We start from the raw sequence: 10,603 nt of genomic DNA, 5'->3' as shown, positions 1-10,603 counted from the left end.
AGGCCGACCTGGTGAAATAAAGGCCTGCCTAACGGCAGGCCGTTACCGGCCCGCACACAAAAAATCTGACAGTCCCCCCACCGCGAGTGTCGCCGGAGTGGGAAAGCCAACCCCTCCGGCAAGAACCACGCGGTCTTCGATATTTCGATCCTGTTTTGGTGGGCGTTGAGGGGGCGGTAGTCATCTCTGAATCGACAACTCTGTTTCCTTGACGGTGCAAATGGAAGCGGGCAAGCCCGCCCTACATTCAACGGTAGTCAGCGCCTATTCAACCCCCTTGCCAACCGATCCCCACCCAACTGAATCACCGCCACCAGAATCACCAGCAACACAATCACCGTCAGCATGATCTGGCTGTCAAACCGCTGATACCCATACCGGTACGCAATGTCCCCCAAGCCACCGGCACCAATCGCCCCAGCCATGGCCGACGAGTTGATCATCGTAACCAGCGTGATGGTGAAACCACCGACAATCCCCGGCAACGCCTCAGGCAACAGCACGTGCCAAACAATGTGCCAGCGCCTGCAGCCCATAGCCTGCGCAGCTTCGATCAATCCGTGGTCGACCTCGCGCAGGCTGACCTCGGCGATACGGGCAAAGAATGGCGTGGCGGCGATGGTCAGCGGCACCACGGCGGCCCAGACGCCGTAGGTGGTGCCGACGATCAAGCGGGTGAACGGGATCAGCGCGACCATCAGAATCAGAAACGGGATCGAGCGGAACAGGTTGACGAAGGCCCCCAGCGCACGGTTCAGCGCCGGTGCTTCGTAGATCCCTCCTTTGGAGCTGGTGACCAGAATCACCGCCAGCGGAATGCCCGCCAGCAGTGCGATCAGCGACGACACGCCGACCATCAGAAAGGTGTCGATAACGCCCTGCAGCAATCGATCAAACCACATAACCCAGCACCTCTGCGTGTTGCGCCCAGTGACTGGCGCGCTGGCGTAATTCTTCTGCGCCCAAGGACGAACCGCTCACCGCCAACAACAATTGCCCAACGGCATGCCCCTGAATCCGTTCGACGCCACCTTGCAGCAAGCGCACCCGACCACCGAGTGCACTGAACAGTGCCGCCAGATCCGGCTCATCATTACTGCTGCCGGTGAACTGCAAACGCAGCACCACCGCGGACTTCGGCGAGTGCGGCTGGGCCTGCAAACGGCTTTGCAGTTCTTCCGGCAAGCCATGTTGCAGAGGCGCCAGCAGGGTTTTGCTGACCTCGTGCTGCGGACTGCCAAACACTTCCCAGACCGGCCCTTGCTCAACAATTCGTCCATGTTCGAGCACCACTACCCGATCGCAGATATCACGGATCACCGCCATTTCGTGGGTGATCAGAATGATCGTCAGCCCGAGGCGTTGATTGATCTCGCGCAGCAGGCCGAGGATCGACTGCGTGGTCTCCGGGTCGAGGGCCGAGGTGGCTTCGTCACAGAGCAGAATCGCCGGGTCGTGCACCAGCGCCCGGGCGATGCCGACGCGCTGTTTTTGCCCACCCGAGAGCTGCGCCGGGTAGGCCTGGTGTTTGCCTTGCAGGCCGACCAGTTCCAGCAGTTCACGCACCTTTTTTTCACGCTCGGCTTTCGGTACGCCGGCGACCTTAAGCGGCAGTTCGACGTTCTGCCACACGGTTTTGGCCGACATCAGGTTGAAGTGCTGAAAGATCATGCCGATCCGCCGACGCAGCGCCACCAGACGGTCCTCATCGAACTCACCGATATCCACCTGATCGATCAGCACCCGACCGGTGCTCGGTTGTTCGAGGCGGTTGATGGTGCGGATCAGTGAGGACTTGCCGGCACCGCTGCGGCCGATGATGCCGAACACTTCACCGCGCTGGATGGCCAGGTCGATGCCGTGCAGTGCCGCGACCGGGCCTTGTTGGCCGTTGTAGGTTTTGCCGAGGCCGATGAAACGCACGTGGGCGCGAGTGAGCTCCGGGTGCAGTTCGGTCTGTTCGGCGTTGTACTTTGGTGGAATGTCCAGTCGAAGTCGGGCGTTGGCGGCATTCATGGTCAGCCTTCCCAGCCCGCTTGGTAGAGCTTGCCGTGGGCTTTATCCAGGGCTGCGCGAACCACCGGCGAATGCTGGTAGATGTCGACGAACTTGATCAGGCGCGGGTCGGTTTTGCTTTTCGGCTGGATCACGAACTGGATCACGTATTCCTTGTGATCGAGGCCGTCGAACAGCAGCGCCGAGCCGGCATCGAAGGTCTTGGCCAGACGAATATAGGCCGGGTAGCCCTGCACCAGGTCGGCGTCCTCATAAGCGCGCACCAATTGCACCGCTTCGACCTGAAGGATTTTCAGTTTTTTCGGATTGGCGACGATGTCGTCTTCGGTGGCCTTGTAACCGACCCCCGGTTTGAGGCTGATCAACCCGGCCTTGGCCAGCAGTTGCAGCCCACGACCGCTGTTGATCGGATCGTTGGCGATGGCCACGCTGGCGCCCTCGGGAAGCTCATCGAAGCTTTTGTATTTCTTCGAGTACAGGCCAACGTTGTTGATGATGCCCGGCGCGAACGGCACCAGATCAAAACCGGCAGCGGCCTTGGCGTTTTCGAGGAACGGGATGTGCTGGAAATAGTTCACATCGATGTCGCCCGAAGCCAGGCTGACGTTCGGCGCGATCCAGTCGCTGAACTCCACCAGCTCGACCTTCAGGCCTTGTTTGCCGGCTTCTTCGACCGCCGCTTCCAGCGGGATGGCGAAGGCGGCGGTGGTGCCGATTTTCAGCGGCACGTCGGTGGCGAAAGTTACCGAACTGAAGAGGCCGAGGGCCAGGGCCAGTGCTTTGACTGGGTGATTGAAGAGCTTTTTGGTCATGATGGTTATTCCAGTCAGTGCGTGAAAGGTGCGTTGTTTAGACGGGCCTCATCGCGAGCAAGCTCGCTCCCACAGTGGATCTCCGGTGTTCACAAAACCCATGTGGGAGCGAGCTTGCTCGCGATGCTTTTAGCGTCGGAACGCGGACCCAGTGTGTTTCTCGGGCAAATGCGCCTCTGCGTGAAACAGCTTTTCGCGCAACGTCCCTTCGTCATAAGCGGTCTTGTACGACCCGCGCCGCTGCAACTCGGGAATCACCAGGTCGATGAAATCGACATAGCTTTCCGGGGTGACGATGCGGGTCAGGTTGAAGCCGTCCAGGCCGGTTTCAGCGATCCAGGATTCCAGTTCATCGGCGACTTGCTCGGGCGAGCCGACCACGGTGATGTAGCGGCCGCCCAAGGCGTGTTGCTCCAGCAATTTGCGCCGGGTCCAGTCGTTGTTTTGCAGGTTTCTGGTGGCGGACTGGATAGCGTTGCTTTTCACGTACTGGATCGGCTCGTCGAGTTCGTATTCGGAAAAGTCGATCCCGGTCGACGCGGAAAAATGCGCCACCCCGGCCTCGGCGCTGGCGTAGCTCAGGTACTCGGCGTGCTTGGCCCAGGCCAGTTCTTCGCTGGCACCGACGATCACGTTCAGCCCCATGAAGACCTTGATGTCCTCGGGGTTACGCCCGGCAGCGGCGGCGCTGGCGCGGACCTTGTCCACCTGGACCTGGGTCGAGGCCTTGTTCTGGCCGCTGATGAACACGCACTCGGCGTGCTGTCCGGCGAACATCAGGCCACGGTCTGAACTGCCGGCCTGAAACAGCACCGGCGTGCGCTGCGGCGAGGGTTCGCAGAGGTGATAACCCTCGACCTGATAGAACTCGCCGTGGTGCTCGACCTTGTGGACTTTTCCCGGTTGGGCGTAGACCCGCTGCTCGCGGTCATTGATGACTGCATCGTTTTCCCAGCTGCCTTCCCAGAGTTTGTACAGCACTTGCAGGTACTCATCGGCCTGGTCGTAACGCCGGTCATGTTCGACCTGTTCGCTCAGGCCCATGGCCTTGGCGGCGCTGTCGAGGTAGCCGGTGACGATATTCCAGCCGACCCGGCCACGGCTCAGGTGATCGAGGGTCGACAGGCGTCGGGCGAACAGGTACGGCGCCTCATAAGTGAGGTTGGCGGTCAGACCAAAACCGAGGCTTTTGGTCACCGCCGCCATGGCTGAAACCAGCAGCAAAGGATCGTTGACCGGCAACTGGATCGACTCCTTGAGCGGTACATCGACCGAGTGCTGGTACACGTCGTAAACCCCGACGATGTCGGCGATGAACAGCCCGTCGAACAGCCCGCGCTCCAGCAACTGCGCGAGCTCGGTCCAGTATTCGATGGTCTTGTACTGGGTCGAGTTGTCCCGTGGATGAGTCCACAGGCCGTGGTTTATGTGCCCGATGCAGTTCATGTTGAAGGCATTGAGCAGGATCTTTTTTCTCTTTGTTAGAGGCGAGGGCATCAAATCGTCCCCCGCAGTGGCGGGTTTTCATCGTTGAGGTAGTAGTTGCCAATCGCGTGGTACTTCCAGCGCACCGGGTCGTGCAGGGTATGCACCCGGGCGTTGCGCCAGTGACGATCCAGCCCGTGCTCGGCCAGGGTGGCCTGGCTGCCGGACAGTTCGAACAGTGTGCTGCCGGCCGCCAGTGAAATTTCGGTGCTGATGGCGCGTGCTTCGGCCACGGCAATCGAGGCGGCTGCGATGGTTTCGGCGTTGGTCTCGGCCTGGGCGCGGTCGAGGAATTCTCCTGCGCGTTCGAGCAGCGCTTCCGTCGCGTGCAGGCGAATGCTCAGGTGGCCGAAGCTTTTGATCGTCAGCGGGTCTTCGGTGGCTTTGTCGTTACCGGAGTCGATCCACGGACGGGTTTTGGTTCGCACGAAATGCAGCGCGTCTTCATAGGCGGCGCGAGCGATACCGGTGTCGATGGCGGCGTGGAGAATCTGCGCCAGCGGGCCGACCGGGGTCGGGCGTTCAAAGGCACTTTGAAACGGGATCACATCATCCTTCGAGACGTAGACGTTTTCGAACACCACCGAACCGCTGCCGGTGGTGCGCTGGCCGAAGCCGCTCCAGTCATCGATGACCGTCAAGCCCTGGCTGTCACGTGGGACGAAGGCCAGTTGCTGGACGCCGTGTTCATCGACCACCGTGGTGGGAATCCGTTGCGCGTAGATCGCCCCGGTGGAGTAGAACTTGCGGCCGTTGATGCGAAAGCCGTCGCCATCTCTCGTCAAGCTGGTGACCCGGTCATGAGCGGTCTTGGTGCCGAGTTCGGCCAGCGCATTGCCGAAGCGCTGACCGGCGAGGACTTCGGCATACAGGCGCTTTTGCTGCTCGGGCGTACCGTTCACGCGCAGCACTTCGAGGGCATAAAAATGGTTCTGCGGGATCTGCCCCAGCGAACCGTCAGCCTGGGCGATCAGCGCGATGACTTTGGCCAGGGTGACGTTGGAAACCCCGGCACCACCGAATGCCTTGGGCACGCTGATGCCCCACAGGCCGGAGCGTGAAAAGACTTCCAGTTCGGGGTAGGGCAGGCGTCGTTCACGGTCGCGCAGGGCGCTGTCGCGTTTGAAGTCTTCGGCCAGATCGCTGGCGACGACGAGGGCTTGTTCATCGCTGGTGATGACCGCGACGGGGTGAAAAAGAGTCATGTGTTTCTCCAGAGATCTGGTCAAAAGTGTTCTGGTCGTTCAGATCCAGGAATGCCGTGAAGGCAAGGTGCCGTTCAGGTGATAGGTGCCCACGGCGTGGTACTTCCAGCGCACCGGATCGTGCAGGGTGTGTACGCGCGCATTGCGCCAGTGGCGGTCGAGATTGAACTCGGCGAGGGTGGCGCGACTGCCGGCCAGTTCGAAGAGTTTTTCGCTGGCCAGCAGCGAGATCTCGGTGGTCAGCACCTTGGCTTCGGCGACCGCAATCGAGGCGCGGGCGGCGGACTCGGCGGTGACTGGCGCGGCATTGACTTGATCGAGCACTTTCCCGGCTTTGCGCAGTAGCGCTTCAGCGGCGTGCAGTTCGATTTTCAGTTTGCCGATGTCGGCAATCACGTAGAGGTCATCGCTGGCGCGTTCGACCTTGGCATCGATCCACGGCCGTGCGCGTTCGCGAACGAAGCGGATGGCGTCGTCGATGGCGCCACGGGCAATGCCGGCGTCGATGGCCGCTTGAATCAGCTGGGACACGGCGCCCTGAATATTCGGGCTGTCGTTGATCCGCCAGTTCTCCACTACCAGGTCGGCGTCGACGCGCACGTTGTTCAGCAGCACGGTGCCGCTGGCCGTGGTGCGCTGGCCGAAACCCGACCAGTCGTCGACGATGCGCAGCCCCGGGGTGCCGCGGCGGACGAAGGCGATGACTTGCTTGCCGTCGTCATTGATTGCCTTGACCGCGACCCAGTGAGCAAACAGAGCGCCTGTCGAGTAGAACTTCTGACCACTGATGACGTAACCATCGCCCTCGGCGGTGATTCGAGCTTTGAGTTCCAGGGTGTTTTTCGTACCGCGTTCCGGGCCAGCGTTGCCGATCCGCCAGCCGTCGAGCACGCTCTGGAACAGCTGCTTTTTCTGCCGCTCGCTGGCGGTGTGCTGGAGCAGGTTGAGAATGCCGAAGTGGTTCTGCGGAATTTGCCCCAACGCTGGGTCAGCCGCGGAAATGATCGCGAAGACTTCGGCAAGGGTGACGAATGAAACGTCGGGGCCGCCGAACGCCTTGCCAATGGCAATACTGCCCAGGCCACTGCGAGTGAATTGTTCGATTTCTGCCCAGGGCAACTTGCGCTGTTGATCGCGTCGCGCGGCTTGCAGGCGGGCGACCTGAGCGAGTTCGTGTGCCGCTTCGAGGGCTTGCGCGTCGTCGCGCAAAACCTGCGCGGGCAACAACAGCGGGGGAATGTCCAGATCACTCTGAACGTTTGCATCTGCCAGATTAGACATCAGCGCCGCTCCTTGGCTGCACGCAATGCCCTGGCGATGTGCACCGGGGTGGTTTTGTTCCTGACCATACCTGCCACCTCACATCTCATGGATAAGCCGCATCGTGCGGCGAAATCAAAATCAAGAATGTCCGGTGGTCCGGTGCATATACCCTAAGCGTGTATAAAAAATTAATAAACTAACTTTTAGGAATATGCATAGAAGGGTGTCGAGATCGTCAAGATCGCAGGCTTCGCCAGCTCCTACAGGTCAACGTCGATTGGCGTAGGAGCTGGCGTGCCTGCGATCTTTTGTCTTAACGACGACGTTCTTCGGCAGTGCAAAGTACGTCCTTCGACCGTACTTTCAGATAAGGATTGGCGCAGCCGACTTTCAGGGTGCGCGTCGGCGCCCAGCGCGAGTTGTTACCTGCGCGATCAAGAATGCAGTAGGTGACTTCCAGTCGATGGTCTTCACCCGCCTCAAGAATCACCGCAGGCGGCACCCAGACATTGATCGGTCTGCCGACATCGCTCGATTTGATCTTGGGCAGGTCCATGCGCACGTCGCCCCAGCGCAGGGTGATTTCATCGTCAGCCGCCATGTTCAGGTAGGGCTCGATGGTCAGCGGTACGCCACGTTTGATCTGGTTCGGGTTGACCCCGTGACGGCGAATCATCTCGGGAATACCCAACGGCTCCAGGCGCTGGTTTTCATCCGCGCACAGGGTATGGGGCTGACCGCCCGGGCAGTCGAGTTTGACCTGAACCCGTTTTGCCGCGGACAGCGCCGGGCCTTGCCCGACTTGCATGAGCCGGTAGTGGATACGCGAGCTGCCATTGCGGATAAAACTTTCCGGAACCCGCAGGTTGAGTGGCTGGCCGACATCTGCGCGGTTGAGCACCCTTGAGGCCACATAGCAGTTGTCCCAGAACAGTTCGATCAGATCACCTTCGTCCATGCCGGCATAAGGCGGTATCTCGATCAGCAGGTAAGCAGCGGAGGTGAGATTGATGGCAGATCCGGGCGACTGCGTCAGGCCGGGGGCCGCCAGTTCAACTTTGTTCGACATACAAGTCATGTGTGTTCTCCTTGAAACATCGCAGCGAAGTCCATTTCGGAAGTGTCGAAGGCGTTAGGGCAGTAGCAATTCAGTTTGTTTAAGGGTTGGTAGTGGGCTGTTAACTATATTCAATCGTTGTGAAGTGCCGGTTAGCGCCTAGATAAGGGCGTGGTCGATGGAGTGTCAATAGAGGCAAGTTGAGAACTTGGGAATGCCAGGCTATTCAGATATTTCCTACCCGCGATTAGCGGTCGATGGACATTCTGCATGGCTTTTTCTTGGGCGTACTCGATTTGTGAGCCAGTGTTTCCTGTGCTTTCTGGCTTTGGATCAATCTGAGTGTGTCAGAGGTTACGCGACAGGAGGATGTTGCAGGAGGTATCTATATACCGCTTTCGACAGGCGTGATTAAGTAACTCTGAAAGTCGGCGAAAGGCAGAGTCATGATGATCAAGTATTACGCTAAGTGTCACTTCCATCCGTGGAAGTTGACAGCGGTTAATGCGCTTCTGGTGTGATGCAGAACTTCAGGAGTTGAGAAACTTACTGAGGAATTGCCGGGTTCGTTCTTCTTTTGGATGGGCAAACAACGCCTTCGCTTCGCCTTGCTCGACGATGACGCCCTTGTCGAAAAACACCACCCGGTTCGCCACATCACGGGCGAAGCCCATTTCGTGGGTGACGATGACCATGGTGCGTTTTTCTTCAGCCAGACCGCGAATGGTCGCCAGCACTTCGCCAACCAACTCCGGATCAAGCGCCGAGGTGGGTTCGTCGAAGAGGATCACTTCCGGCTCCATGGCCAGCGCCCGGGCGATCGCCACGCGCTGTTGTTGCCCACCGGATAGCCTGCGCGGATAGGCGTCTTCCTTGCCCGCCAGGCCGACCTTGGCCAGCAGTTTTCGACCCAGCGCCAACGCTTGATCCCTTGGGATTTTCTTCACCACCATGGGACCTTCGATGACGTTTTCCAGTGCCGTGCGATGGGGGAACAGGTTGAAGTTCTGAAACACGAAACCGACATGCTGGCGCAACCGGCGCACCAGGCTCTGCTGCTGGTTCAGCGGACGGCTGCCATCGATTTCGATGTCGCCGACCTTGATCCGGCCGCTGGTGGGTTCTTCGAGAAAGTTCAGGCAACGCAGGAAGGTGGTCTTGCCCGAGCCGCTAGGGCCGATGATCGCCACCACCTCGCCTTCTTCAACCTTTAGATCGATGCCGTTGAGCACCACTTGACCCTTGAACTGCTTTGTCAGTTTTTCCACGACAATCATGGGGTCAGGACTCCTGGTCGTGCCGATTGACCCGCTCTTCCAGCTGGTTTTGCAGGTGCGAAAGCACCGTTGCAAGAATCCAGTAGATCAGTGCGGCGGCAAGATACATGGTGAAAATTTCGAAGGTGCGGGCGGTGATCAGTTGTGCCTGACGGAACAGTTCCGGGACCTGAATGGTCGCCGCCAGCGCAGTGTCCTTGACCAGCGAAATGAAGCTGTTGCCCAGTGGTGGCAACGCCGTGCGCGCCGCTTGCGGCAGGATGGCCCGGCGCAGGGTTTGCGCGCGGGTCATGCCGATACTGGCAGCGGCTTCCCACTGGCCGCGTTCAATGGAACTGATCGCGGCACGGAGGATTTCGCAGGCGTAGGCGGCCATGTTCAGCGAGAAGCCGATCAAGGCTGCCGGCAGCGGATCAAGTTCGATGCCCAATTGCGGCAAGCCGTAATAGATCACGAACAGTTGCACCAGCAACGGCGTGCCGCGAAAGAACGACACGTAGACGCGGGCGACCCAGCTCACCAGCTTGAAGCGCGAGAGGCGCATCAGCGCCAGGCCGAAACCCATCACCAGGCCGAAGAACATCCCGCCCAGGCTGAGGATCACTGTGTAGTACGCGCCCTTGAGCAGAAAAGGCGCGGAATCCAGTGCGAGTTGGAAAGCTTCTTCCATTATTGAGTGACGTCAGCGCTGAAGTATTTTTCCGAAAGCTTTTTCAGCGTACCGTCAGCACGCAGCTTGTCGATGGCCTTGTTCACTGCAGCCAGCAGTTCAGGCTCGCCTTTACGCAGGGCAATGCCGGCTTCCTGGCGGGAGAACGCTTCGCCGGCGGCGGCAGTGTCCTTGGCCTTTTTGGCGTATTCCAGCGCGGCGAGGCGGTCGATCAGAATGGCGTCGATACGGCCGACACGCAGGTCCTGGAACTTGGTCGGATCATCGTCATAGGTCTTGATGATGGCTTTTGGAACGTTGTCCTTGACCCATTGCTCGTAATTGGTGCCCAGGCCTACGCCGACTTTCTTGCCGGCCAGGTCGGCGGCGGTCTTGATAGTGTCTTTGTTCTTGGTCAGGGTCAGCGCCTGAATCCCGGAAACGGTATACGGCTCAGAGAAGTCATACTTCTTCTTGCGCTCTTCGGAGATGGTCACCTGGTTGATCACTGCGTCCAGACGCTTGGATTCCAGCGCCGCGAGGATGCCGTCCCATTTGGTCGGCTGCAGTTTGACCTTCACGCCCAGCTCTTTGGCCAGGGCTTCGGAAAACTCCACTTCGAAGCCGGCCAGTTTGCCGTCGGCATCGACGAAACTGAACGGTGGATAAGTGCCTTCCAGGCCGACGTTGATCACGCCGGCGGCCTTGATTTTTTGCAGTTGCTCACCGGCCACTGCTTGCCCCAACAGGCCAGCACCGAGTACCAGGCCCAGCGAGCCCACCAGCAGATTTCGACGAAATGCGGAAAAATTCATGACAAGCCCCTGTGTTTTTTTATG

General features: G+C 59.5%; 10 protein-coding genes. All 10 read right to left on the bottom strand.

All coding sequences use genetic code 11. The features are described from left to right. Positions 1 to 257: 257 nt before the first annotated feature. The 10 genes from AC1RPZ_RS27050 to tcyJ all read right to left on the bottom strand — a co-directional run bounded on the left by AC1RPZ_RS27050 (position 258) and on the right by tcyJ (position 10,579). Positions 258 to 902, bottom strand: coding sequence for a methionine ABC transporter permease (locus AC1RPZ_RS27050; protein WP_493140931.1), 645 nt, complete (start codon positions 900 to 902; stop codon positions 258 to 260). Beyond that, positions 892 to 2,016 carry a methionine ABC transporter ATP-binding protein gene (locus AC1RPZ_RS27045; protein WP_493140929.1) on the bottom strand — a complete coding sequence of 375 codons (1,125 nt, stop codon included), beginning with the start codon at positions 2,014 to 2,016 and terminating at the stop codon, positions 892 to 894. Before AC1RPZ_RS27045 ends, AC1RPZ_RS27050 begins: the two co-directional genes overlap by 11 nt. Before the next feature lie 2 nt (positions 2,017 to 2,018). Then, positions 2,019 to 2,828, bottom strand: a complete 810-nt coding sequence (locus tag AC1RPZ_RS27040; RefSeq protein WP_493140927.1) for a MetQ/NlpA family ABC transporter substrate-binding protein — start codon at positions 2,826 to 2,828, stop codon at positions 2,019 to 2,021. 129 nt (positions 2,829 to 2,957) lie between these two features. Beyond that, complete coding sequence (locus AC1RPZ_RS27035) at positions 2,958 to 4,325, bottom strand: LLM class flavin-dependent oxidoreductase (RefSeq protein WP_493140925.1); 1,368 nt, start codon at positions 4,323 to 4,325, stop codon at positions 2,958 to 2,960. Next, positions 4,325 to 5,518, bottom strand: coding sequence for an SfnB family sulfur acquisition oxidoreductase (locus tag AC1RPZ_RS27030; protein ID WP_493140923.1), 1,194 nt, complete (start codon positions 5,516 to 5,518; stop codon positions 4,325 to 4,327). Before AC1RPZ_RS27030 ends, AC1RPZ_RS27035 begins: the two co-directional genes overlap by 1 nt. A gap of 39 nt (positions 5,519 to 5,557) precedes the next feature. Then, a complete protein-coding gene (locus tag AC1RPZ_RS27025; protein WP_493140921.1) occupies positions 5,558 to 6,799 on the bottom strand; it encodes an SfnB family sulfur acquisition oxidoreductase in 1,242 nt (413 codons plus the stop codon). Between the two features lie 295 nt (positions 6,800 to 7,094). Beyond that, positions 7,095 to 7,859, bottom strand: coding sequence for a hypothetical protein (locus AC1RPZ_RS27020; protein WP_493140919.1), 765 nt, complete (start codon positions 7,857 to 7,859; stop codon positions 7,095 to 7,097). Positions 7,860 to 8,368: 509 nt separating this feature from the next. After that, a complete protein-coding gene (gene tcyN, locus AC1RPZ_RS27015) occupies positions 8,369 to 9,115 on the bottom strand; it encodes an L-cystine ABC transporter ATP-binding protein TcyN (protein ID WP_493140917.1) in 747 nt (248 codons plus the stop codon). A gap of 4 nt (positions 9,116 to 9,119) precedes the next feature. Beyond that, positions 9,120 to 9,785, bottom strand: coding sequence for a cystine ABC transporter permease (gene tcyL / locus AC1RPZ_RS27010; protein ID WP_493140915.1), 666 nt, complete (start codon positions 9,783 to 9,785; stop codon positions 9,120 to 9,122). Next, positions 9,785 to 10,579 carry a cystine ABC transporter substrate-binding protein gene (tcyJ, locus tag AC1RPZ_RS27005; protein ID WP_493140913.1) on the bottom strand — a complete coding sequence of 265 codons (795 nt, stop codon included), beginning with the start codon at positions 10,577 to 10,579 and terminating at the stop codon, positions 9,785 to 9,787. Before tcyJ ends, tcyL begins: the two co-directional genes overlap by 1 nt. Positions 10,580 to 10,603 lie beyond the last annotated feature (24 nt).

The organism is Pseudomonas sp. GW822-FHT02D10, from assembly GCF_058802345.1.
The sequence above is the reverse complement of the archived record's forward strand: the minus strand, read 5'-3'. Positions and strand labels throughout refer to the sequence as shown.

Coding starts and splice junctions, on each gene's coding strand:
- AC1RPZ_RS27025 (WP_493140921.1), bottom strand. CDS start 6,799: ATGTCTAATCTGGCAGATGCAAACGTTCAGAGTGATCTGGACATTCCC.
- AC1RPZ_RS27020 (WP_493140919.1), bottom strand. CDS start 7,859: ATGACTTGTATGTCGAACAAAGTTGAACTGGCGGCCCCCGGCCTGACG.
- AC1RPZ_RS27045 (WP_493140929.1), bottom strand. CDS start 2,016: ATGAATGCCGCCAACGCCCGACTTCGACTGGACATTCCACCAAAGTAC.
- AC1RPZ_RS27035 (WP_493140925.1), bottom strand. CDS start 4,325: ATGCCCTCGCCTCTAACAAAGAGAAAAAAGATCCTGCTCAATGCCTTC.
- AC1RPZ_RS27050 (WP_493140931.1), bottom strand. CDS start 902: ATGTGGTTTGATCGATTGCTGCAGGGCGTTATCGACACCTTTCTGATG.
- tcyN (WP_493140917.1), bottom strand. CDS start 9,115: ATGATTGTCGTGGAAAAACTGACAAAGCAGTTCAAGGGTCAAGTGGTG.
- AC1RPZ_RS27030 (WP_493140923.1), bottom strand. CDS start 5,518: ATGACTCTTTTTCACCCCGTCGCGGTCATCACCAGCGATGAACAAGCC.
- AC1RPZ_RS27040 (WP_493140927.1), bottom strand. CDS start 2,828: ATGACCAAAAAGCTCTTCAATCACCCAGTCAAAGCACTGGCCCTGGCC.
- tcyL (WP_493140915.1), bottom strand. CDS start 9,785: ATGGAAGAAGCTTTCCAACTCGCACTGGATTCCGCGCCTTTTCTGCTC.
- tcyJ (WP_493140913.1), bottom strand. CDS start 10,579: ATGAATTTTTCCGCATTTCGTCGAAATCTGCTGGTGGGCTCGCTGGGC.